Genomic DNA, 24,168 nt, shown 5'->3' on the forward strand with positions numbered 1-24,168 from the left:
CCGAAGACCCGTATCGAAGCACCTTGCCACGAACGGTCCTTCGATACGCCCCTTCGACAAGCTTAGTGGCTACTCAGGACGAACGGCAGTTGGGAGTAATGGGTCACGCCTCGGCCAGTGCCGCCTCCCGCTCGGCGGCCTGTCGCGCCCACATTTCGGCATAGGTGCCGCCCAGCCGCAGCAGTTCGCCATGCGATCCGCTTTCGACGACGCGGCCGTGCTCCAGCACGACGATGCGGTCGGCATGGACTACGGTCGACAGGCGGTGGGCGATGACGATGGTCGTGCGACCGCGCTCGATCGCTTCCAGCGTCGCGAGGATGTCGGCCTCGGTCCGGCTATCGAGCGCGCTGGTCGCTTCGTCGAGGATCAGAACCGGCGGGTTCTTGAGCAAGGTGCGGGCGATCGCGACGCGCTGTTTCTCGCCGCCCGACAATTTCAGCCCGCGCTCGCCGACGCGGGTGTCGAAGCCCTGCGGCAGGCTGGCGATGAACGGTGCGATCGACGCGCCCTGCGCCGCGCGCGCAATGTCGTCGGCGGTCGCATCGGCACGGCCATAGGCGATGTTGTAGCCGATCGTGTCGTTGAACAGCACCGTATCCTGCGGCACGATGCCGATCGCGCTACGCAGCGACGCCTGCGCGACGGTCGCAATATCCTGTCCGTCGATGGTGATGCGGCCGACAGTCGGATCGTAGAAGCGGAACAGCAATCGCGCGAGCGTGGATTTGCCCGCGCCCGACGGCCCGACCACCGCCAGCGTCGTGCCCGGCGGAATGTCGAGGTCGATGCCGTTCAGAATCGTGCGGCCGTCGCCATAGCCGAAGCCGACCCCTTCGAACCGGACATGGCCGCGGGTGACGGCGAGTGCGGGTGCGCCGGGGGCATCGACGACTTCGGCGGGGGTGTCGATCAGGTCGAACATCGCGCCCATATCGACCACGCCCTGCCGCACGGTGCGATAGACCATGCCGAGCAGGTCGAGCGGGCGGAACAACTGGGTGAGCAGCGTCGACACCAAGACGACGTCTCCGGCCGAAAACGCTCCGCGTGCCCAGCCGAACACGACCAACGCCATGCCGCCGCCCAGCATCAGCGCGGTAATCAGCGCCTGCCCGATGTTAAGCAGCGCCAGCGAGTTTTCGGACTTCACCGCCGCATCGGCATAGCTGGCGACGGCACGGTCGTAGCGGGCCGCCTCGCGTTCTTCGGCCCCGAAATATTTGACCGTTTCGAAATTCAGCAGCGAATCGACCGCATGCGCGACCGCACCGGTGTCGAGGTCGTTCATCCGTTCGCGCAAGCTCGATCGCCAGTCGGTGACCCAGCGGGTGAAGGCGATGTAGAACACGACCATCGCCACCGTGCCGACGACCAGCCAACTGCCGAACCGCGAGCCGAAAATCCACAGCACCAGCCCCAGTTCGAGGATGGTCGGCGCGATGTTGAACAGCAGAAAATACAGCATCGTATCGATGCTCTTCGTGCCCCGCTCGACGACCTTGGTCACCGCACCGGTGCGCCGTTCGAGGTGGAAGCGCAGCGAGAGCGCATGAAGGTGACGGAACACCGACGCCGCCAGCCGCCGGGTAGCATCCTGCCCGACGCGTTCGAACACGACGTTGCGCAGATTGTCGAACAGCGTGCCGGCAAAGCGCGCGGCGGCATAGCCCGCGACCAGTGCCACCACCAGCCACAGTGCATCGCGCGACCCCGCCGCCATGGTGTCGATCGCACCCTGCAACGCGAAGGGCGCGCCGCGCACCTGCACGACCTTCGACGCGACGACCAGCGCCAGCGCGGCGACGATGCGTATCTTCAGTCCCGTGGCGCCGGCGGGCCAGAGATAGGGGAGGAAGCGGCGGAGAGTCGCCAGCATCGGCCGGGTCGGACCGGAGGCGGTTGCGGTATCGGGAGGCATTGCAAGCGCCATTTGGGGAACCCGGCGCGCCCGCGCAACGCTTCGTCGGAACAAGCCGCTGTCGAATGTATTGAATCGCACGGTAGGAGACGATCAATGGCACCACTGGTCTATGTGATGGCGATCCTCGGTTGCGGTGACGATGGCGCCGCGTGCAGTCGCGAACGTACCGTCCCGATCAGCTATGCGAGCGTGGCGGAATGCCAGGCGGCCGTGCCGACGATGCTCGCCCGTAACACGGACTTGTCTTATCCGGTCATCAGCGCGTCGTGTGAGCGCGGCGATTCGCAGATCGCGAGCAACCCGCAACGGGCGAAGCGCAACGCCGGCTGACGCTTGACGCCGAACCGGCGTACGAATACTTACAGCGATGTAAGTAACGGAGGCGGTGATGGCGACGCAGGGGATCGAAACGGTGCAGCCGATGCGCCGCGATTGGGGCACGGCATGGGGTGCGTTGCGGCGGCTGCTGGCCGATGGCAACGATACCGTGCAGGTATTCCGCATCATGCGGGCGCTGAACGCCGATACCAGCCATCGCAATTATGCACGGCTGCTGGCCGAACCGGGCGGTGGCCGGATCGCATACGACCATGTCGAACTGACCCGGCGTTTTTCCGACCGCGCGTGGATCGATGCGCTGCCCGACGGTAGCGTCGGTGCGCATTACCGCGCCTTTCTTGATCGCACGGGCTTCTCGGCACAGGGGCTGGCGGAGATCAGCTATGCCGATGGCGAGGGCTGGCAGGACGCGCCGCATCCGGTCGCGTGGTTCGGTCGGCGGGAGCGCGACGTCCATGATATCTGGCACATACTGACCGGCTATACTGCCGAGGAGCATTTGGGCGAGGCGTGTCTGGTCGCCTTTTCCTATGCGCAGACCGGCGGGCTGGGCTGGGCGGCGATCGGGCTGGGCGCGGCGCTCAAGTCGTTGCGCGTAACCGGCGAGCGGGCGTTCGCGAAGGCGGTGTGGGAAGGATATCGCCATGGCCGCCGCGCGCGCTGGTTGCACGCCGAGGATTATGAGGCGCTGCTGGCCGAACCGCTGGATGCGGTGCGGCGGCGGCTGAACATTGCCGAACCGGTGGCATACCATTCCGCGCAGAAGCGGCTGCGCGAGCAGGGGTTGCAGGGGATTTAGGGTATGGCGGGGGCCGCACGCTAACGTCACGCCGGCCTAGAGCCCGGGGGCCCGCTTTCTTACTGCAGCTTGAGAAGCGGGATTCCGGGTCGAGTCTGGGGTGTCGCCCGTAGTCAATGTTTCCTTACTTCGCGAGCGCTGCGCTGGCCTTTGCCTCGCCAGCGTCGCGGACCGCCTTGGCGCGGGCTTCGGCCTGTTGTTCGACCAGCTTGGCCTCGTCGCGCATGGCGTCGGCACGGACCTTCAGCCGTTCGGCGTCATAGCCGGGCGCCTGCTGCGCCTGGTTGAGCAGCCCTTCCGCCTCGACCTTCATCTGCGCGGTCTGGTTCTCGGCGGCGGCTTCGATCGCGTCGGCTTCGGCATCGGCCTGATCGCGCAGCTGTTCGGCCTGCTGCTGCTGCGGAGTCTGCGATCCGCAGGCGGTGAGGGCGAAGGCGGCAGCGGCCGCAAGAGCGAAGCGGGTCATGGCATATCCCTGTTGTATTTCGACAACCCCAATTCCCGGCAGCGCGGAAAGTTGCGTTCGTATAACATGGACCTGTCCGTGGCGGGTTCCGTCGGGCGGGGCGGGGCGGTAACGGTCGGTCGCAGATGCTGACCCGCCTGACCCTGACCGACTTTCGCAATCATGCGGCAGCGACTCTCGAACCGGGGCCGGGTTTCGTGGTGCTGAGCGGCCCGAACGGCGCGGGCAAGACCAATGTGCTGGAGGCGGTGTCGCTGTTGGCGCCCGGCCGCGGGCTGCGCCGCGCCGCGCTGTCGGACATGGCACGCGAGGGCGGGGCGGGCGGGTTCGGGGTCGCCGCCGAGTTGGCCGGCGACGTTCTGCTGGGAACGGGCACGCAGGCCAATGCGCCCGAACGGCGGATCGTAAGGGTGAACGGGGCCGGCGCGTCTGCAACGGTGCTGGCCGAATGGCTGTCGGTCCTGTGGCTGACCCCTGCAATGGACCGGCTGTTCGTCGAGCCGGCGGGCGAGCGGCGGCGGTTCCTCGACCGGATGACGCTGGCGCTGTTGCCCGGCCATGCCGCGCAGGCGACACGCTATGACGCGGCAATGCGCCAGCGCAACCGGCTGTTGGCGGAAGAGGGCGCACCCGACCCCGACTGGCTGTCGGCGCTGGAGGCGCGGATGGTCGAACATGGCGTGGCGCTCGGCGCGGCGCGGGCGGATTGCGTGGCGATGCTCGACGCGCGGATCGCCGATACGCCGTCCACCGACTTTCCGCGCGCGGCGCTGGCGTTGGAGGGGTGGCATGGCGATGCCGCGCTGTTCGCGCGCGAACTGGCGGCCGGGCGCGCGCGCGACGCGGCGGCGGGGCGGGCGCTCAGCGGACCGCATCGCGCCGACCTGATCGTCACCGACCGCGACCGGGGGCAGGCGGCGGCGCGCTGTTCGACCGGCGAGCAGAAGGCGTTGCTGCTGGGACTGGTGCTGGCCCATGCCGAACTGGTCGCCGAGCGCGCCGGCCGTCCGCCGCTACTGTTGCTCGATGAGGTCGCGGCGCATCTCGACCCGGCGCGGCGCGCGGCACTGTTCGCGCGGGCGGCGGGGGTGGGACAGGTATGGCTGACCGGGACCGAAGCGGGCCTGTTCGCGGACATCCCGGCCGATGCAACGCGGTTCCACGTCGCGCAGGGAATGGTTCAGTCGACCGGCGCGTAGAAGCGCAATTCGTTCGGTATCTTTTCCGGCGCCTCGCCATGTACCCGCGCCATCGCCGCCGCGATGGCATAGCCGAGGCCGGCGGTATAGAATGGCTTGGCGACGCAGCCGAGGATCAGCGGATGGTCGGCGACGTCGGGGCAATTGCCGCTGAGGAACAGGCAGGGGATGCCGCGCGCGGCGAGCGCCACCGCGACGGTCCGCCCCGAATCACCCTGTGCCAGCCGCACGTCGCACAGCGCTAGGTCGGGGCGATCGGCGTCGGCCAGCGCCAGCGCACTCGCCTGCGTATCGGCGACGCCGGTGACGATATGGCCGTGCAGCGTCAACGCATCCTCGACCAGCATGGCAACGAGCGCTTCGTCCTCGACCAGCATGATCCGCAGCTTATCGGCCATGGGCACGTCCCGGGATCGAGACGGTCAGGCGGTCGGTACCGTTGCGCGTCAGTGTCGCGCGCAACTGGCGCGACAGGCCGCGGACCAGCCGGCCTTCGTCGATCGACGGACGAGTCACGCCCATGGCGGGGCCGATCAGCGCGATCTCCATCGCTTCGCCCCCGGCATCGATCGCGACCCGGGTCAGCGCGTCGGGATCGGGGTCGAGCATCGCATGGACCAGCATGGCAACGGCGGCGGCCTGTTCGATCGGCAGGCAGGCGGTGCCGTGCGCGGTGACCGCGATCGGCTCGCCATCGCCGCGTTCGGTGATCGTGTCGAGCAGCGCGGCGATGTCGATCGAGGTGGGAGTATCGGTGGCGTAAAGTGGGCGGTGGGCGGTAGCGAGTACCTCCAGCCGTGCGGCGGCGGCGGCCAACGCTGCTTTCGCCGCGTCGTCGGCGGTATCGGCGGCCCCGAGCCGGACGACCGCGACCGCGGTCTGCAACGCGTTGCGGACACGGTGATTGAGTTCGCCGAGCAGCCGTTCGCGGGTCGCGATCCCCTCACGCAGTTCCGCCTCGATCTTCAGCCGGTATTTGGCGAGCGCGACATAGTGGCAGACGGTGTGGAGGAAGGCGAGTTCGTCGGCGTCGAACCGGTCGGTCCAGCGCCGCCCGAAACCGAGCGTGCCGAGCAGCGTCGATCCATGGACCAGCGGCGTACAGGCATAGGCATCGATGCCGAGGTCGCGGACGAAGCCGGTCAGCGGATCGTCAGATGCCTGCACCGCGAACGCCTGGATCGGGCGACGCTCCTTGGCGGCAAAGCCGCAAACCGCCTGCCCCACCGCCAGCCGTGCGCCGGCGGACGCCTCTGCCTCGGTCAGTCCGGCATGGGCGACCAAAGTCAGGCCATCGCTGTCGAACCGATAGTTGAAGAAGACGTCAAGTCGCAATTCGTCGGAAATGAGCGCAAACAGATCCTCGACCATCGCTGCCGGATCGTCGGCGGCCAGCATCTTGTCGGCCGCTTCGCCCAGCAGGCGCAACTGGCGGCGCGGCAGGTTGTCGACCGGGTCGGCAGGACGCGGACTGCCGGGAGTCGCGCCGAACGGGGCGAGATCGTTCATGTTCCGGCATGTACGGCCTTCACCGGTCGGATTCCATAGCGAAAACAGGCAAAACGGACCATGACTTGACCATCGCGGCGGCCTCGCCTATTTGCCGCGGTGCAGCGACGCTTCTTTAGGCAGCGTGATCGGACCTTGATGGTCTCGGCTCCGCGTCGATGCTGAACCGGCTTCCCTAGTCACGCGGGTCGCAATTTTTTGCCCCGCCATCCGTGCGCCCATCGTGTGCGCCGCACGGATGCCGGACCTGTTTATAGGAACTACCATGTCCTTCCAGTCGCTTGGCCTGTCGAAGTCGATCCTCGACGCGCTTGCCGCCAAGAATTACGAAACCCCCACCCCGATCCAGCGCGACGCGATCCCGCTCGTCCTCGAAGGGCGCGACCTGCTGGGCATCGCCCAGACCGGCACCGGCAAGACCGCCGCCTTCGTGCTCCCGTCGATCGACCTGCTGGTGAAGGCGAATGTCCGCCGCCGCCCGATGCGCTGCCGGATGCTGGTGCTGGCGCCGACGCGCGAACTGGTCAGCCAGATCGCCGACAATGCCCGCGCCTATGCCAAGCACAGCAAGCTGACCGTCGCCACCGTGTTCGGCGGCGTGCCGGTCGCGCGCAACATCCGCGACGTGGCGTCGGGTGTCGACATCCTCGTGGCAACGCCGGGCCGGCTGCTCGACCTGATCGACCAGAAGTGCCTGGGGCTCGGCGAGCTCGAGATCCTCGTGCTCGACGAAGCCGACCAGATGCTCGACCTCGGCTTTATCCATGCGCTGCGCCGCATCGTGTCGATGGTGCCCAAGTCGCGCCAGACGCTGTTCTTCTCGGCGACGATGCCGAAGGACATTCGTGAACTCGCCGACAAGTATCTGACCGATCCTGCGACCGTGCAGGTGACGCCGGTGTCGTCGACCGCCGAGCGCGTCGAACAATTCGTCACCTTCGTCCAGCAGACCGAGAAGCAGACGCTGCTGACGTTGTTCTTCCGCAATACCAAGATCGACCGGGCGCTGGTGTTCACCCGCACCAAGCATGGCGCGGATCGCGTCGTGAAGCTGCTGGCGGCGAACGGCATTGCATCGAACGCAATCCATGGCAACAAGTCGCAGCCGCAGCGTGAGAAGGCGCTGGCGGCGTTCCGTGACGGCACGGTGCCGATCCTGGTCGCGACCGACATCGCCGCGCGCGGCATCGACGTGTCGGGGGTCAGCCATGTCGTGAACTTCGAACTGCCCAACGTGTCGGAACAATATGTCCACCGCATCGGCCGCACCGCGCGTGCGGGTGCTTCGGGCGTGGCGTTCAGCTTCTGCGCGGACGATGAGCGGCCGTTCCTGAAAGGAATCGAGCGGCTGACCAAGCAGAAGGTCGAGGTCGTGCCGCTGCCTGACGATTTCCTGCAGCAGAGCGCGCAGATCAAGGCGAGCCGTGCGCCCTACGCCCCCGACCGGCCAGAGCGTAGCCCGAGCGAGCGCGGTCCGGCGCGTCCGCGTGCGACTCATGCTCATGGCGCTAAGCCCGCGCAGGGTCGTGGCGGTCCGGCGCGGGGCGGTCAGTCGCAGCGCGGCGAAGGGCAGGGCGGTGGCCGTCCGCCGCAGCGTGAAGCCGGTGCCGGTGGCGGCGGTCGTCCGGGTGGCGGCGGTCGTGGTCGCGGCGGTCGTGGCCGTGGCGGCGGCGGCGCTCCCCGCGCTACGGCGTAAGCAGGCAAGAAGGGCCCGGCAGTTCGAAACTGCCGGGCCTTTTTTATAAATCCTCCTTGTGCCGGGGAGGATTTTTACAGTTCGCGCAATGCTCTGGCCGGTCTTGCGCTCAGGATAGGCAAGGCGCCGAGCAGGCCGATGCCGACGGTGACCCCAACCCCGGTCGCGAGCGTCAGGCCGATCGCGCGATAGTCGGGCAGCCAGTCGAACGCGAAGAGTTCGACCACGACATACCAGCCGCCGGCGATGCCGATCGCCGCCGCCAGCGCGGCGAGGATCGCGGCGAGCAGCAGATATTCGAGCGCCTGTGCCGCCAGAATCTGGCCGCGTGTGGCGCCGAGCGTCTTCAGAATGACCGAATCATAGGTCCGCGTCTCGCGCGCAGCGGCGATCGCGCCGATCAGCACGGCGATGCCGGCAAGGATCGCGATGCCCGCTGCCGCCGCGATGGCGGTGGCCATTTGCGACACGATGTCACGGACTTGCCCGATCACCTCGCGCACCTCGACGACCGAGGTCGAGGGAAAGCGCGCCGACAGTGCGCGCAGGACGGCGCGTTCGCGGCCGGGGGGCATGGTGATGGTGGCGGCAAGGTTGTGCGGCACGTCGGACAGGGCGTTGGGGCTGAACACCATCACGAAATTAAAGCCCATATTGTCCCATTCGATCTTGCGGAACGAGGCGATCGTCGCGGTGCGTTCCTGTCCGGCGACGCTGATCGTCAGCGGGTCGCCGAGCTTGAGGTTCAGCGCCTGCGCCATTCGTTCGTCGACCGATACCAGCGGTTTGCCGGCATAGTCCGCAGGCCACCATCGACCCGCGACCAGTTCGCTGCCGGGCGGCAGGATGGAGGCGAAGGTCAGGCCGCGTTCGCCGCGCAGCGCCCATGCGCCTTCGGGGATCGTCTTCAGATCGGCGACGCGGGTGGTGCCATAGGCGGTGATCGTGCCGCGCATCAGCGGCACGGTCTGGATATCGGCGTCGGGCTGGAAGTTGGCGATAGTTGCACGGAACGAGGATTCCTGCGCCGGGGGCACGTCGAGCGCGAAGAGCGCGGGGGCGCGGGCCGGGACGGTCTTCGCGATGTTGGCATCGAGGCTGGTGCGGATCGTTGCCAGCAGCACGAACAGGGTCAGGCCGAGCCCCAACGCCACGACCAGTGCGCCGGTGCGGGCGCCGGGGCGGTGGAGCGCGCTGACCGCGAGGCGCAACAGGGGCCGGCGGGGGCGGGGCAGGCGCGCGGCCGCCCAGCGGATAGACCAGCCAAGTATCGATAAAACAAGGAGAAGTCCGGCCGCTGCCGCCAGAAAGGCCGCGCCGAACCATGGGCGTTCGCTGGTGATCAGGACCAGCGTGATGATGCCCGCGAACGCCGCGCCCATCCATGCCGCCGCCTTCCAGCGCGGAGGTCTGCGGCCGTCATGGACACCGCGCAATAGTCCGGCGGCGGGGACTGCGCCTGCCGCCAACAACGGCGGGGCGGCGAAGGCGAGCGCGATCAGCAGGCCGTAGGCGGCGGCCTGTAGCAGCGGCAGGGGCTGGATGGCGAAGCGGGGTGCAACCGGCAGGACATCGCCCGCGACCGCAACGATCAGTGGCACGGCAGCGACGCCGATCGCGAGGCCGATGGCGATACCGATCGCAGAAACAGTCGTGATCTGAAGCAGATAGACGCGCGCGATCAGGGCAGAGGTGGCCCCCAATACCTTGAGCGTGGCGATGCTCGACCGGCGGGTGGCGAGGTAGGACGACACGCCGTTGCCGACGCCGATGCCGGCAATAACCAAGGCGGTCAGGCCGACCAGCACCAGAAACTCGCCCATCCGCGTCAAGAAGCGTTCGGCGCCGGGCGAAGCGCGGTCGCGGGTGCGGCTGTCCCAGCCCTGTGCCGGATAGCGGTCGGTGAACGCCGTGATCGCCTGTGCCGGATCATGGCGGCTGGCGACGCGGTATTTGCTTTCGTAGAGGCTGCCGGGCGCGATAAGCCCGGTGCGCTGTAACCCGTCCAGCGAGACCAAAGCCACTGCACCTAAAGTAAAACCTTCGCTCAGCCGGTCGGGTTCGTCGGCGATGATCCCGGCGACCGTGAAGCGCGCGGTGCCGAAGCGGACCGGACCGCCGACACGCAGTTTCAGCCGTTCGACCAGCGCGGGGCCGACATAGGTTTCGGCGGGCGATAGCGGGCGGGCGCCGCCGGTTTGCAGGGTCAGCGTGCCGTAGAGCGGATAGACGCGGTCGACCGCTTTCAGTTCGATCGGGGCCGTTTCCCCGTCGAAGTTGACACCCATCGACTGCATCCGCAGCGTTTCCGACACCCGGCCCAGTTTTTCCATCGACCGGCGCTCGGCATCGCTGGCGGTCCGCTGCGACACCGAAAGTTCGAGATCGCCGCCTAAAAGGCTGCGGCCACGGGCAGATAGCTCGGCGGTGATCGACTGGGTGAGACTGCCGATCGCGGCCAGCGCGCCGACGCCGAGGATCAGACAGACCAGCAGCAGCCGGAGACCGCGGAAGCGGGCATCGAGTTCGCGGCGTGCGAACTTCCACGCGAGGCGCCAGTCGGTCATGCGATGGCTCCGCGATCGTCGTGCCGCCGGCCAAGCTCGTGCCGTACCCCGGCGGAGGCCGGGGTCCAGTTGCGAAGGCTTGCCGGTAGGTTGCTGCCGTCCCCCAACTGGGCCCCGGCCTTCGCCGGGGTACGGGAGGGCGGTCGTCTCATCGTCCCGTATCCCGTGCGATGCGACCGTCAGCGAGTTCGACCACCCGGTCGCAGCGTTCGGCGAGTGCGGGATCGTGGGTGATGACCAGCAATGTCGCCTGCGTGGCGACGCGGCGTTCGAACAGCAGGTCCATGATCGCATGGCCGGTTGCGCGGTCGAGATTGCCGGTCGGTTCGTCGGCAAAGACCAAGGCCGGGCGTCCGGCCAGCGCGCGGGCGATGGCGACGCGCTGTTGCTCGCCGCCCGACAACTGCGTCGGATAATGGTGAAGGCGATGGCCGAGGCCGACCGATGCCAGTTCGGCCTCGGCCCGCGCAAAGGCGTCGGCGACCCCGGCCAGTTCCATCGGCACCGCGACATTTTCGAGCGCGGTCATGGTCGGCAGCAGGTGGAAAGCCTGTAGCACGATACCGATCCGGCCGCGCCGCGCGCGGGCCAGATCGTCCTCACCCATCGCGCCGAAGTCGGCCCCGGCGACATGGACCTGTCCGCCGCTGGCGCGCTCCAGCCCGGACAGCACCGCCATCAACGACGACTTGCCCGATCCCGATGCGCCCAAGAGCGCAACGCTGGTCCCGGCGGGGACGGCGAGGTCGATGCCGTGCAGGATGCGGGTCGCGGCGTCGCCTTCGCCGAGCGTCAGGGTGACACCGCGCGCGTCGATGACCATATCGTTCGAAACGGATTGCATGGAGTGTTTTCGCCAGTGACGAAGCAGGGACCCACATATGCGGGCGCGTTCGCCATTCTCCAAGGCGCGTTGCTGCTGTCGGGATGCAACCAGCCCGATTTGTCGGAAGCCAATGACGCGACCCCGGTGAACGTCGCCGCCGACGCGACGCCGGCGCCGGTCGGTAGCCAGGCGCCGGTGGCGGGGCCGGAACGGCTGGTGCTGGCGTTCGGGGACAGCCTGTATGCCGGCTATGGCCTCGCGCGCGGCGACAGCCTGCCCGACGATCTGCAGGATGCGTTGCGCGCGGACGGGATCAATGCGCGGGTCGTGAATGCCGGCATTTCGGGCGATACCAGCGCGGCGGGGCGGCAGCGGCTGGTCTATACGCTCGACAATCTTGATCGGAAGCCGGACCTCGTGCTGCTGGGACTGGGCGGCAACGACGTGCTGCGGCAGATTCCGCCGGCCGAAACGCGGGCCAACTTCGTCGCGATGCTAGACGAGTTGCAGAAGCGCGGCATTCCGGTGGTGCTGACCGGCATGATGGTGCCGCCCAATCTGGGGCCGGACTATGCTGCGGCGTTCAACCGGATCTGGCCCGACATGGCCAAGCGCTATGATGCGACGCTCGATCCGTTCATCCTGGCCGGAGTGATCGGCAATCGGGCGTTGATGTTGCCCGATGGCATCCACCCGAACGCGCAGGGGGTCGACCGGATCGTGGCCCGGCTGGGGCCGGTGGTGGCCGGGCGGCTGCGGGCGATCGAGCCGGCGGGGTGAGGGGAGCGGACGTCTCCACGGTCGATAGAGATTGATCACATAAGCCTGGCCCGTTCGTCCTGAGTAGTCATTGAGCTTGTCGAAATGGCGTATCGAAGGACCCGCGCCGAAGGTGCTTCGATACGGGTCTTCGGCAAGCTCAGCCCCTACGCAGCACGAACGGTTCTAGCTGTGGTCATCACAATCCGAGAGTGGTGGGCATGAGCGTTCAGACGTCCGATCGTCCCTGCAAACCACCCTCCCGATTTCAGTTGGCAGTCCCCTCCTAATATCGTATACGATGCGTCGCGATCATGGAGGAAGATGTGGTTTCTGGTTCGAGCATGTGGACGGGCGTCTATCCCGCAGCGACGACGCAGTTCGCGGCGGATGGTTCGGTCGATATCGACGCGACGCAGCGTGGATTGGTAGCGCTGGTCGAGGACGGTGTCGACGGGCTGATCCTGCTCGGCACCTGTGGCGAGAATAATTCGCTCGACGTCGAGGAAAAGCACGCCGTGCTGCGCGCCGGTGTCGAGGCGGTCGGCGGGCGCGTGCCGCTGGTATGCGGCGTGTCGGAATTCACGACGCGGCGGGCGGCGGCGTTCGCGAAGGAAGTCGAGGCGATCGGCGTCGACGCGCTGATGCTGTTGCCGGCGATGGTCTATGTGCCCACGCCCAACGAACTGGCGACGCATTTCCGCACCGTTGCGGAAGCGACCGGGCTGCCGATCATGCTCTACAACAACCCGCCCGCGTATCGCGTGTCGGTCGACTTCAACACGCTGGAACTGCTGGAGCCGGTGAAGAACATCGTGGCGGTAAAGGAAAGCGCGCCCGATCCGCGCCGCTTCACCGACGTCATCAACCGCTTCGGCGACCGCTATATCGTGATGGCCGGGCTGGACGATGTCGCGCTGGAGGGCATGTTGTTGGGTGCCAGCGGCTGGGTGTCGGGGTTGACCAGCGCCTTTCCGCAGGAATCGGTTGCGCTGATCGCGGCGGTCGACCGCGGCGACTGGGAAGAGGCGCGGCGCATCTATCGCTGGTTCATGCCGCTGCTCCACCTCGACGCCGAGCATGATCTGGTCCAGTCGATCAAGCTGGCCGAAGAGATCATGGGGCGCGGGTCCGAGCGCGTCCGCCTGCCGCGCCTGCCGCTGGAAGGCGCGCGCCGGGCAGAGGTGATCGCGATGGTCGAGAAGTGCGCGGCGACGCGGCCGGTGCTCAAGGAGGCTCTCGCCGCCTGATGCGCCACACCTTCTTCTGCATCGACGGCCACACGGCGGGCAATCCCGTCCGTCTGGTGGCCGGGGGCGCGCCGCTGTTGCGGGGTGCCAGCATGGCGGAGCGGCGGCAGGATTTCCTGGCACGCTTTGACTGGATCCGTACCGGGCTGTGCTTCGAGCCGCGCGGGCACGACATGATGTCGGGCGGGTTCCTGTACCCGCCATGCGGCAATGCGGATGCAGCGATCCTGTTCATCGAGACGTCCGGGTGCCTGCCGATGTGCGGCCATGGCACGATCGGCATGATAACCTTCGGGCTGGAACACGGTTTGATTACCCCGCGCGAGCCGGGGCGGCTGCGTGTCGAGGTGCCCGCCGGGGTGATCGACATCGACTATGTCGCGGAAGCGGACCGTGTTCGTTCGGTGAAGATTCGCAACGTGCCCGCCTATTTGGCGAAGCAGGGGCTGGAGATCGACGTGCCGGGCTTCGGGCCGCTGTCGATCGACGTCGCCTATGGCGGCAATTACTACGCGATCATCGAGCCGCAGGGCGCCTATACCGGTCTCGACGATCTGGGCGCGGCGCGCATCGTCGAATTGAGCCGGACGATCCGTGAAATGGTGCGCGCGGTCTATGAACCGGTCCATCCGACCGAGCCGACGATCCGCGGCGTCAGCCATGTGCTGTGGGCCGACAAGCCGAAGGGCGAGGGCGCGGACGGACGCAACGCGGTATTTTATGGCGAGCGCGCGATCGACCGCAGCCCGTGCGGGACCGGCACCTCGGCGCGGCTGGCGCATCTCGCGGCGACCGGACGGTTGCGGGTCGGCGACCGCTTCGTGCATGAAAGCTATATCGGCAGCCGCTTCGTCGGACGGGTCGAGGCGGAGACGATGATCGGCGACCAGCCGGCGATCGTGCCGTCGATCGAGGGGTCGGCGATCGCGACGGGTTTCAACACGATCTGGATCGATCGCGAGGACCCGTTCTTCGCCGGCTTCACGGTGGTGTGACGCAGAACAGATAACAAAGGGGAGCGGGGCTTGGCACGAGGGATATGGGGGCCGCTGAAGCCCCTCGACGCAGGCGATGCGGAACCGGATCGCAAATTGCGCAAGACGCTCAGCTGGCCGCATCTGATTGCGCTGGGCATCGGCGCGATCGTCGGGACCGGCATCTATACGCTGACCGGGGTCGGTGCGGACCGCGCCGGGCCGGCGGTGATCCTGTCCTTCGCGATCGCGGGTGCGGTGTGCGCCTGCGCGGCGCTGGCCTATGCCGAGATGGCGACGCTGATCCCGACCGCGGGCAGCGCGTACACCTATAGCTATTCGGTGATCGGCGAAGGCATTGCGTGGATCGTCGGGTGGAGCCTGATCCTCGAATATTCGCTCGCCTGTTCGACGGTCGCGGTCGGCTGGTCGGCCTATCTGGTCGGGTGGCTGCAGAGCGCGGGCGTGCAGCTGCCGGCGATGCTGTTGTCGGGGCCGCATGGTGGCGGGATCGTGAACCTGCCGGCGGTGCTGGTGGCGCTGGGCATTGCCGGCATGCTGGTCGCGGGGACGCGGGAGAGTGCGACGTTCAACATCGTGCTGGTCGCGATCAAGATGGTCGCGCTGGCGGTGTTCGTCGCCTTTGCGCTGCCGGCGTTCAACGGCGGCAATTTCGAACCGTTCATGCCGTACGGCTTTGGCAGCCAGGTGCAGGGCGGGGCGACTCGCGGGGTGATGGCGGCGGCGGCGATCGTGTTCTTCGCCTTTTATGGCTTCGATGCGGTCGCGACCTCGGCAGAGGAAGCGCGCAACCCGGGGCGTGACCTGACGATCGGGATCGTCGGATCGATGGCGGCGTGTACCGCCATCTATATGGGCGTCGCGGTCGCCGCGATCGGCGCGGTCAGCTATATCGATCTCGGCCGCTCGGCCGAGCCGCTGGCCTATGTGCTGCGCACGCTCCAGCATCCCTTTGCCGCATGGGCGATCGGGCTGGCGGCGCTGATTGCGCTGCCTTCGGTCATCCTCGTGATGATGTATGGGCAAAGCCGCATCTTCTTCGTGATGTCGCGCGACGGGTTGCTGCCGCGCGGCCTAAGCCGGGTGTCGGCGCGCACCGGTTCGCCCGCGCTGGTGACGATGGTGACCGGCGTATTCGTGGCGGCGGTGGCCGGCTTCTTTCGGCTCGATGAGATCGCCGAACTGGCCAATGCCGGCACGCTGTTGGCGTTCATCGCGGTGGCGACGTGCATGATGGTGCTGCGCAAGCGGGCGCCAGAGCTGAAGCGCGTATTCCGTTGCCCGGCGCCGTTCGTCGTCGGGACGCTGGCGATCCTTGGCTGCCTGTACCTGATGGTCAGCCTGCCGACGCAGACGCTGGTGCGCTTCGGGCTGTGGAACGTGGTCGGCGTGCTGTTCTACCTTGCCTACGGTCGCACGCGCAGCCTGGTGCGAACGCGCGGATGATCGAGCGCGCGATCGTTATCGGCGATGGCGTGGTCGGGCTGAACGTCGCGCTGGCGTTGCAGCGGCGCGGCACGCAGGTGACGATCGTCGCCCCCGATGCGCCGTGGCGCGGCGCGTCATGGGGCAATGCCGGGCATATCGCGGTCGAGCAGGTCGAGCCGCTCGCCTCGCTGGCGACGATCCGCAGCGTGCCGCAACGGCTGTTTTCGCGGGGCGGTGCGCTGGCGTTGCCGCCGGGCGCAATCGGGGCATGGCTGCCCTTCGCGCTCCGGATGCTGGCGGCGGCGCGGCCGGCACGGTTCCGGCGGGGCAAGGCGGCGCTGTCGGCCTTGCTCGCCACGGCGATTCCGGCATGGCGACGGGTACTGGCGGAAGCGGACGCGTCCGACCTGCTGCGCGTCGACGGACATTTCGTGGTGTGGGAGACGCCCGCGACCGCCGCACGCGGGCGGGCGGTTTGGCTGGCGGCCGACACCGGCACCGCCACCGTGCGCGACGCGACCGACGCGGAACTTGCCCAGCTGGCGACGCTGACCCGCGTACCGATCGCCGGTGCGGTGCGGTTCGAGGGCAGCGGGCAGATCACCGATCCGACCGCGCTGGGTGCGGCGCTGACCGCCCGGTTCCTCGATCGGGGCGGGCGGTTCGTCCATGGCCGGGTGCGCGTAGTGGGGCGCGACGGACAAGTGACGCTGGATGACGGGACGATCCACGCTGCCGATGCTGCGGTGATCGCCGCCGGCGCCGCCTCGGCCGCGCTGGTCGCGCCGCTGGGTCTGAAGGCGCCGCTGATCGCCGAGCGCGGCTATCATGTCGAGGGCGATCCGGGCGATTGGCCCGCCGACCTGCCACCGGTGGTGTTCGAGGATCGCTCGATGATCGTCACGCGCTTCGCCGACCGGCTGCGCGCGGCGAGCATCGTCGAATTCGCCCGCATCGACACCCCGCCCGACGGGCGGAAATGGTCGCGGTTGCGCGAGCATGTCGCCGGCCTCGGCCTGCCGCTTGGCGAACCGGTCGAACCATGGATGGGCGCGCGCCCGACGCTGCCCGACTATCTACCCGCGATCGGGCGGCAGGGGGCGGTCGCCTACGCCTTTGGCCACCAGCATTTAGGCTTGACGCTATCGGCGACGACCGGCGAGGCGCTGGCGGCGCTGTTGCAGGGCGAGAAACCGGCGGTCGACCTGACCCCGTTCGATCTGCGACGTTTCGCATGAGGCGCGATTGCGTGGCCCGCTGCCCCCAAGCTAAAGGTCCGCACCCAGCATCTTCCGACCGGGAAAGGCGCATTGCATGACCGGCATCATCATCCGCAACCTGTCCGACCAGCTCGTCGATCTGGTCCGCGACCGCATCCTTGCCGGTACCGTCGAGCAGGACCGCGCGATCCGCCAAGATGCGCTGGCCGCCGAACTGGGGGTCAGCAAGATTCCGCTGCGCGAGGCGCTGACCCGGCTGGAGCAGGAAGGGCTGCTGCGCTCGCGCGCCAATCACGGCTATTTCGTGCGCGAGTTGACGATCGCCGAGGCGGAGGAAGTTTATGCCTTACGCCTGCGGCTGGAGCCCGACGTAGCCGCGGCGGCGGCGACGCGCGCGACCGACGCCGAGCGCGAGACGGCGACGCGGACGCTGGCCCGGCTCGACGCGGCGACCAACGCGCATGGCGACGGTGTCGGCGCGTTCAATCGCGCCTTTCACCTCGCGCTGCTGCGCCCGTCGCGCCAGCCGATCACGACGACGATGCTGGAGCGGCTGCACGTTCTGGGCGAGCGTTACGTGCGCAAGCATCTCGAACCGCTGGGCCGTGACCAGCGCGCGAACGACGAACATGCCCATCTGCTCGACCGCTGGTTGGCGCGCGATGCCGCCGCGGTGCGCAATGCGATGTATGCACATATCGAGCAGACGGTGCTCGACCTGCGCGGCCAGTTCGAAGCGGACGTGCCGACGATCTGAAGCGTCGCTGGCGGCCTGCATAAGGCACCTACCCGCGGCACAACCAAACCATACCGAAACAGGCAATTTCTGCATCGAAAGCATAGCCGCCGACGCGTCACCGCAATTATCATACGTGTACATCGTATAATATATTTGATGAATCGTTCTGGGTGTGTATGTTCCCACCGATAACAACGGGGGGTGACGATGCGACAGATGACGAAATTGCTGGCATCCGGTGCGATGACTGCGCTGGTGCTAGGTTGTGCCGTTCCGGCGGTGGCGCAGGGGACGACCGATGGACCGGTGGTCAGCGACGCGAGCGCGGATGAAGGGGAAACCATCACCGTCACCGGCACGCGCCTTGCCCAGCCGGGCGTGGCCAGCAACAGCCCGATCACGACGGTAGGTGCCGAGGAAATCCGCCTGCAGGGCGCGACCAATATCGAAAGCGTGCTCAATCGCCTGCCGCAGATCACGCCCGACGCGAATGAGAACGTGTCGAACGGATCGGACGGCACCGCCCGCGTCAACCTCCGCAACCTCGGCAGCAACCGCAACCTCGTGCTGGTCAACGGGCAGCGTCTGCTGCCGATCCAGGCGACCGACCTGAACTTCATCCCGTCGTTCATGGTGCAGCGGGTCGACGTCGTAACCGGCGGCGCGTCCGCGGTCTACGGGTCGGACGCGGTGTCGGGCGTCATCAACTTCGTGCTGCGCGACAATCTGAACGGCGTGAAGACCGACGTGCAATACGGGTTTTCGGCGCACCATAACGACAATGCCGTCAATCGCGCGCGCGTGGTCGGGGCCGGATTCAGCCCGGCGCTGCGCACCCCGATCGACGGCCAGCGCTTCGATGCGAACATCGCGCTGGGCGCTAATTTCGCCGAGGATCGTGGCAACGTCACCGCCTATTTCGGCTATCGCGACGTGAAACCGATCCTGCAATATAATCGCGACGTGTCGGCCTGCGCGCTCGACCCCGTGTTCTCGGGCACGCCATCGGCCGCGACCTCGCTGACCTGCGGCGGATCGTCGAACAACCAATATGGCCGGTTCGTGCCGCTGCGCTCGGGCATTGCCGCCGGCGGGTACAACAACACCAAGGATGGCGAGAAGACGTGGGTCCAGTACAACCCCAGCTTCCGCTACAATTACGCGCCGCTCAACTATTTCCAGCGCAACGATACCCGCTTCACCGCCGGTGCGTTCGCGAAATATGAGGTCAATCCGGCAGTCGAAATCTATGGCAGCTTCATGTTCATGGACGATCGCACCAATTCGCAGATCGCGCCATCGGCACTGTTCCAGGGCTATCCCTATTCGATCAACTGCAACAACCCGTTGATGAGCGCGCAGCAGGCGACCTTGCTGTGCGGTGCGGCGGCGGCAGGCACCAACGTCAATCAGGACGTCTATATCGGCTATCGCCCGGTCGCCGCGCCGGCCCAGCCGCGCCGCGACGACCTGCGCCATACCGACTATCGCGTCACCGGCGGCTTCCGCGGCGAACTGGCGCCCGGTATCCGCTACGACGCCAACGCCCTGTTCTCGACGGTCATCTTCAACGAAACCTATCAGAACGATATCGACCCGCAACGCGCCAACCGCGCGCTGAAGGTCGATCTGGTCAATGGCGTGCCGACCTGCCGGTCGGTGATCGACGGGTCGGACCCGACCTGTGTTCCGCTCAACGTCTTCCAGTTCGGCGGGCCGACCGCAGCGGCGCTGAACTATGTCTATGCTCCGACCAGCACCGAGGGGCTGGACAAGGAAACGGTCCTGTCGGGCACGCTGACCGTCGATGGCGCCGAATATGGCGTGAAGCTACCCTGGGCAGACAGCGGAATCGGCGCGGTCTTCGGTGTCGAGCATCGTCGGGAGAGCCTGGAATTCCGGGCCGATGCGCTGGCGATCGCCAAGGGGACGAAGGAGATCGAAGGCGGGTTCAACGTGACCGAAGGGTTCACCGAAATCCGCGTCCCGATCGTCGAGGAACGGCCTTTCTTCAAGGAATTGTCGCTGACCGGCGGCTATCGTTTCTCGAAGTACAGCACCAACAGCGACGGGATCTCGACCTACAAGGGCGAAATCGCGTGGGCCCCGACGCGCGATATGCGCCTGCGCGGCGGATACAACCGCGCTATCCGTGCGCCCAACATTTCCGAACTGTTCGGCGCGCAGAGCCCGGGCAACGTGACGACGCAGGACCCCTGCTCCGGCGCCAGCCCGGCGGCGACGTTGCAGCAGTGCCAGAATACCGGCGTCACCGCCGCGCAATATGGCAACATCATCGAATGCCCGAGCGAGCAGTGCACCGGCTTCTTCGGCGGCAATCCGGCGCTGCGCCCGGAAGAGGCGGACACCTATACCGCCGGGCTGGTGCTGACCCCGCGCTTCGCCAAGCGGCTGATGCTGTCGATCGATTACTTCAACATCAAGGTGAAGAACTATATCGGCGTGATCCCGGTCACGCTGACGATCAGCCACTGCATTTCGACCGGCGATCCGTTCTTCTGTTCGCTGTTCAACCGCAATCCGCGTAACGGCGTGTTGTTCGGCGGCGATGCGACGACCGCGGGCTTCGTGACGTCGACGACGCAGAACACCGGGTCGCTCGCCACCAGCGGCCTCGATCTGGGCGTCAGCTACGGCGTGGATACGGCCATTGGCGGATTCAGCGTCGACATGGTCGGCACATGGCTGCGCGATCTGACCACCGAACCGCTGCCGGGTCTGGGTTCCTATGACTGCAAGGGGCTGTTCGGCGGCACCTGCGGCCAGCCCAGCCCCGAATGGCGACACCAGGCTCGCTTCACCTGGACGTCGAGCGACGACAAGGGCTCGATCTCGCTGAACTGGCGCTACATCGGCCCGGCCAGCCTGTCGTTCAACACCAGCGATCCGTTCCTGCAAGGGTCGACCTATGTCGTGAATTCGCGCCTCCCGGTCGCCAATTATTTCGACCTTGCGGCAAGCGCTTCGGTGATGAAGGACGTGTCACTGCGCATCGGCGTCAACAACCTGCTCGACCGCGATCCGCCGGCGATCGCGCAGGGCGTGCTGGCGTCGTTCGGCAACGGCAACACCTATCCGGGCGTGTACGACGCCAATGGGCGGACCTTCTTCGTCGGACTGTCGGCAGAATTCTGACGAAGGATAGCGGCGGCCGGCATCCGATGGGTGTCGGCCGTCCGGCAACGGAGAAGAGGCAATGATCGGTCGCGTGGCACTTGCCGTGTTGGTGTCCACGCTGGCGATCGCGACGGCGACGGCACAGACCCCTGCGGCCGGGACGGCGGTGCCCGCCGAATGGGAGCGGCCGGAAGTGATCCGCATCGGCGCCGAGCCGATGCATGCGACCTTCGACGGGTATGAGACGCGGGCGCTGGCGCTGCGCGACGATCCGGCGCGGTCGCGCTATCATCTGTCGCTTGATGGTCAGTGGCGCTTTCACCGGTCGCCGACCCCGGAGGCGCGGCCGGTCGGGTTCGAGCGGCCCGATTATGACGTCAGCGGCTGGGGCAGCGTCGCGGTGCCGGGCATCCTGCAGGCCGAGGGGCAGGGGACACCGGTGTTCGTCGGTTCGGGATATCCCTTCCCGATGAACCAGCCGTGGATCGACCATCGGCTGAACGAGGTCGGGTCGTATCGTCGCGAGGTGACGGTGCCCGCGCATTTCGCCGGGCGGCGGATGCTGCTGACGATCGGTGCGGCGGGGGCGGCCTATTATCTGTGGGTGAACGGGCAGCGCATCGGCTATTCCGAGGATTCGAAGCTGCCCGCCGAGTTCGACGTGACGGCGGCGATGCGCCCGGGGCGCAACACGGTCGCGATCGAGCTATATCGCTATGCCGATGGCAGCTATCTGGAAGATCAGGATTTCTGGCGGGTCAACGGGATCGAGCGCAGCGTCACGCTCTATGCCGCGCCGCCGACGCATCTGCGCGATATCGATGTGCGCGCCGGCCTGTCGAACGGGTATCGCGACGGGACGCTGGCGCTGAACGTCGCGGTGGCGGGGGCGGCGAACGGCATGCGGGTGCGCGCCAGCCTGCTCGACGGCGCGCGGGTGTTGTTGACGCGCGAAGGGGGGCCGGATGCCGCGCGCACCGTCCGCCTGACGGGCGACATCCCGGCAGTGCGCGCGTGGAGCGCGGAGACTCCCGAGCTCTATACGCTGCTGGTCGAACTGCTCGATGCGAAGGGCCGCGTGGTCGAGGCGACCAGCCGGCGGATCGGTTTCCGCACCGTCGCGATCGACGGGGGCGAGGTCCGCGTCAACGGCCGGCGGATCATGATCCGCGGCGTCAACCGGCACGAGCATGACCCGCACAGCTTCCGCATCGTGTCCGAAGCGACGCTGCGCCGCGATCTGGAATTGATGAAGGCGGCGAACGTCAACGCGGTGCGCACCTCGCACTATCCAAACGATCCGCGCCTTTATGAACTGGCCGATCAGGTCGGGCTGTACGTGATGGACGAGGCGAATATCGAGAGCCACGGCTATCTGTCGCAGGCGCAGCAGAATGGCGATCCCGAACATACGCTGCTCGGCTACAAGCCCGAATGGAAGGCGGCGCATCTCGACCGGGTCGAACGGATGGTCGAGCGCGACAAGAACCATCCCTCGATCCTCTTCTGGTCGCTGGGCAACGAGACCGGCGTCGGCAGCAGTTTCGAGGCGGCGGCGCGGTGGGTGAAGGCACGCGATACGACGCGGCTGGTCAGCTTCCTCGGCCACAGCATGAGCGGGTGGCGGCACCCGACCAATAGCTATGTCGATATCTTCGCGCCGATGTACGACGATGTCGAAAAGATGGTCGACTATGCCGAGCGGCCCGAATTCACCCAGCCGCTGATCCTGTGCGAATATGCCCATGCGATGGGCAACAGCCTCGGCAATTTTCAGGAGTATTGGGACGTCATCCGCCGATACCCGAAATTGCAGGGCGGGTTCGTATGGGACTGGGTCGACCAGACGATCATCCGCAAGGATGCGGCGGGGCGCGACTATTGGGCGCAGGGGCGCGACTTCGTGCCCGACGGCGACGACAGTCCGGTCGGCGACGGGGTGATCCGGTCGGACCGGACGCCCGATCCCGAATATTACGAGATGGCCAAGGTCTATGCGCCGATCGCGTTCGAACGCGACGGCGATGGCTATGCGGTACTGAACCGCCACGACCATATCGACCTGTCGCGCTTCACGCTCGACTATGCGGTGCTCGAGGACGGGCGGGCGGTGGCGAGCGGGCGCGTGGCCATGCCGGCGGTGGCGGCGGGGCAGCGCGCGCCGCTGGCGCTGACACTGCCGCCGGTGCGAGATACGGGAGCGGAGCGGATGCTGGTGCTGCGCGCGCGGGCAAAGGCGGGGGCGATCCCGCTGGTCGCGGCGGGACATGTCGTCGGCTACGAACAATTCGCGCTGTCGCCGCCGCGCGCGTTGGCCGCCCCGCAGGGACGTGCCACGCCGGTCGATGGCGGCGACGTGTTGCGGCTGGCGGCGGGCGATGCGGTGCTGGAGATCGATCGGGCAAGCGGGCTGGTGCGGCGCTATGCGCGCGGCGGCACGACGGTGCTGAGCGGCGGCAGCCCCGATTTCTGGCGCGCGCCGACCGACAACGACATCGGCACCGGCATGACCAAGACCCACCGCATGTGGGAGCAGTTCAGCAACAACCGGCGGCTGGATGCGATCGCGGTCGATGGCGACGCGATCGTCGTGACCCACGATATGGGCGTGGGATCGGTCAAGGTGACCACCCGCTGGACGATGGATGCGGCCGGTACGGTGCGGGCGGCGGTACGGTTCGTGCCGTTGCGCGACGACCTGCCCGATCCGCCGCGCATCGGCATGCGGTTCCGCACGCCGCCGACGCTCGACCGCATCCGCTGGTACGGGCGCGGGCCGTGGGAAAGCTATGCCGATCGCAAGACCGCGGCGCTGGTCGGCGACTATGCGGGCATGCTGGCCGATCAATATCATGGCTATGCCCGGCCGCAGGAATCGGGGACCAAGCAGGACGTGCGCTGGATCGACCTGACCGGTGCCGGCGGCACGGGGGTGCGCGTGACCGGCGACCGGCCGCTCGCGATCAACGCGCTGCCCTTTCCCTATGCCGACCTGATGGAGAAGCCGCCGGCCAAGGCGCATAGCAGCGACATCCGCCCGCATGGCGACGGCACGCTGCTGATCGATGTCGCGCAGAGCGGGGTCGGCGGCGATACCGGGTGGAGCAGCGATGGCCGCCCGCACATGCGCTACCGCGTGCCGCTGGCACCGATCGAATGGACCTTTGCGCTGGGAGCGCCGCCTGCGCGCTAAAGCATGATGACATGAGTCAGACCCGCTCGTCCTGAGTAGCCATTGCGCTTGTCGAAATGGCGTATCGAAGGACCGTTTGGGGCAGGTGCTTCGATACGGGTCTTCGGCTTCGCTCAGCCCC

18 protein-coding genes are annotated in these 24,168 nt (G+C 67.3%); 12 read left to right on the plus strand and 6 right to left on the minus strand.

Annotated elements, in window-relative coordinates; all coding sequences use genetic code 11:
- Positions 1-103: 103 nt before the first annotated feature.
- Positions 104-1,921, minus strand: coding sequence for an ABCB family ABC transporter ATP-binding protein/permease (locus AAIO73_RS14425; RefSeq protein ID WP_345878904.1), 1,818 nt, complete (start codon positions 1,919-1,921; stop codon positions 104-106).
- A 96-nt stretch (positions 1,922-2,017) separates the two neighbouring features.
- Between AAIO73_RS14425 and AAIO73_RS14430 the strand changes: the two genes are divergently transcribed.
- Both AAIO73_RS14430 and AAIO73_RS14435 read left to right on the plus strand, forming a co-directional pair.
- Positions 2,018-2,254, plus strand: coding sequence for a hypothetical protein (locus AAIO73_RS14430; protein ID WP_345878905.1), 237 nt, complete (start codon positions 2,018-2,020; stop codon positions 2,252-2,254).
- Positions 2,255-2,312: 58 nt separating this feature from the next.
- Positions 2,313-3,062 (plus strand): Coq4 family protein, encoded by a 750-nt coding sequence (locus AAIO73_RS14435; RefSeq protein WP_345878906.1) that lies wholly within the window; start codon positions 2,313-2,315, stop codon positions 3,060-3,062.
- Between the two features lie 124 nt (positions 3,063-3,186).
- Here the strand turns inward: AAIO73_RS14435 and AAIO73_RS14440 are convergent, their stop codons facing one another.
- Positions 3,187-3,528 (minus strand): hypothetical protein, encoded by a 342-nt coding sequence (locus AAIO73_RS14440; protein WP_242118406.1) that lies wholly within the window; start codon positions 3,526-3,528, stop codon positions 3,187-3,189.
- A gap of 125 nt (positions 3,529-3,653) precedes the next feature.
- Here AAIO73_RS14440 and recF point away from each other — a divergent pair, with 125 nt between their 5' ends.
- Entirely contained in the window at positions 3,654-4,727 is a 1,074-nt protein-coding gene (recF, locus tag AAIO73_RS14445; protein ID WP_345878907.1) for a DNA replication/repair protein RecF, read from the plus strand.
- Here recF and AAIO73_RS14450 read toward each other — a convergent pair.
- Positions 4,709-5,125 carry a response regulator gene (locus tag AAIO73_RS14450; RefSeq protein ID WP_345878908.1) on the minus strand — a complete coding sequence of 139 codons (417 nt, stop codon included), beginning with the start codon at positions 5,123-5,125 and terminating at the stop codon, positions 4,709-4,711. The two genes, recF and AAIO73_RS14450, sit on opposite strands and share 19 nt — an antisense overlap.
- Positions 5,115-6,236: a histidine kinase dimerization/phosphoacceptor domain -containing protein gene (locus tag AAIO73_RS14455; RefSeq protein ID WP_345878909.1), complete on the minus strand. Its 1,122-nt coding sequence runs from the start codon at positions 6,234-6,236 to the stop codon at positions 5,115-5,117. The genes AAIO73_RS14450 and AAIO73_RS14455 overlap by 11 nt, the downstream gene beginning before the upstream one ends.
- Positions 6,237-6,501: 265 nt before the next feature.
- On the opposite strand from AAIO73_RS14455, the gene AAIO73_RS14460 reads away from it, so the two are divergent.
- Entirely contained in the window at positions 6,502-7,932 is a 1,431-nt protein-coding gene (locus tag AAIO73_RS14460; RefSeq protein ID WP_345878910.1) for a DEAD/DEAH box helicase, read from the plus strand.
- A gap of 74 nt (positions 7,933-8,006) precedes the next feature.
- On the opposite strand, the gene AAIO73_RS14465 is transcribed toward AAIO73_RS14460, so the two are convergent.
- Both AAIO73_RS14465 and AAIO73_RS14470 read right to left on the minus strand, forming a co-directional pair.
- Positions 8,007-10,499: an ABC transporter permease gene (locus tag AAIO73_RS14465; RefSeq protein ID WP_345878911.1), complete on the minus strand. Its 2,493-nt coding sequence runs from the start codon at positions 10,497-10,499 to the stop codon at positions 8,007-8,009.
- Positions 10,500-10,647: 148 nt separating this feature from the next.
- Complete coding sequence (locus AAIO73_RS14470) at positions 10,648-11,343, minus strand: ABC transporter ATP-binding protein (RefSeq protein ID WP_345878912.1); 696 nt, start codon at positions 11,341-11,343, stop codon at positions 10,648-10,650.
- Between the two features lie 15 nt (positions 11,344-11,358).
- Here AAIO73_RS14470 and AAIO73_RS14475 point away from each other — a divergent pair, with 15 nt between their 5' ends.
- The 8 genes from AAIO73_RS14475 to AAIO73_RS14510 all read left to right on the plus strand — a co-directional run bounded on the left by AAIO73_RS14475 (position 11,359) and on the right by AAIO73_RS14510 (position 24,047).
- Positions 11,359-12,105, plus strand: coding sequence for an arylesterase (locus AAIO73_RS14475; protein WP_526023810.1), 747 nt, complete (start codon positions 11,359-11,361; stop codon positions 12,103-12,105).
- Positions 12,106-12,398: 293 nt separating this feature from the next.
- Positions 12,399-13,334 (plus strand): dihydrodipicolinate synthase family protein, encoded by a 936-nt coding sequence (locus tag AAIO73_RS14480; RefSeq protein WP_345878913.1) that lies wholly within the window; start codon positions 12,399-12,401, stop codon positions 13,332-13,334.
- Entirely contained in the window at positions 13,334-14,329 is a 996-nt protein-coding gene (locus AAIO73_RS14485; RefSeq protein ID WP_345878914.1) for a 4-hydroxyproline epimerase, read from the plus strand. The genes AAIO73_RS14480 and AAIO73_RS14485 overlap by 1 nt, the downstream gene beginning before the upstream one ends.
- Positions 14,330-14,359: 30 nt before the next feature.
- Positions 14,360-15,775, plus strand: a complete 1,416-nt coding sequence (locus AAIO73_RS14490; RefSeq protein ID WP_345878915.1) for an amino acid permease — start codon at positions 14,360-14,362, stop codon at positions 15,773-15,775.
- Positions 15,772-16,995, plus strand: coding sequence for an NAD(P)/FAD-dependent oxidoreductase (locus tag AAIO73_RS14495; RefSeq protein ID WP_345878916.1), 1,224 nt, complete (start codon positions 15,772-15,774; stop codon positions 16,993-16,995). Before AAIO73_RS14490 ends, AAIO73_RS14495 begins: the two co-directional genes overlap by 4 nt.
- Positions 16,996-17,071: 76 nt before the next feature.
- Positions 17,072-17,734, plus strand: a complete 663-nt coding sequence (locus AAIO73_RS14500) for a GntR family transcriptional regulator (protein ID WP_345878917.1) — start codon at positions 17,072-17,074, stop codon at positions 17,732-17,734.
- A gap of 189 nt (positions 17,735-17,923) precedes the next feature.
- On the plus strand, positions 17,924-20,872 hold the full coding sequence (locus AAIO73_RS14505) for a TonB-dependent receptor domain-containing protein (protein ID WP_345878918.1): 2,949 nt from the start codon (positions 17,924-17,926) through the stop codon (positions 20,870-20,872).
- A gap of 61 nt (positions 20,873-20,933) precedes the next feature.
- Positions 20,934-24,047 carry a glycoside hydrolase family 2 TIM barrel-domain containing protein gene (locus AAIO73_RS14510; protein ID WP_345878919.1) on the plus strand — a complete coding sequence of 1,038 codons (3,114 nt, stop codon included), beginning with the start codon at positions 20,934-20,936 and terminating at the stop codon, positions 24,045-24,047.
- Positions 24,048-24,168: the final 121 nt, after the last annotated feature.

This window comes from Sphingomonas epibiotica (assembly GCF_039615155.1).
In the GTDB taxonomy this organism is placed as follows: domain Bacteria; phylum Pseudomonadota; class Alphaproteobacteria; order Sphingomonadales; family Sphingomonadaceae; genus Sphingomonas.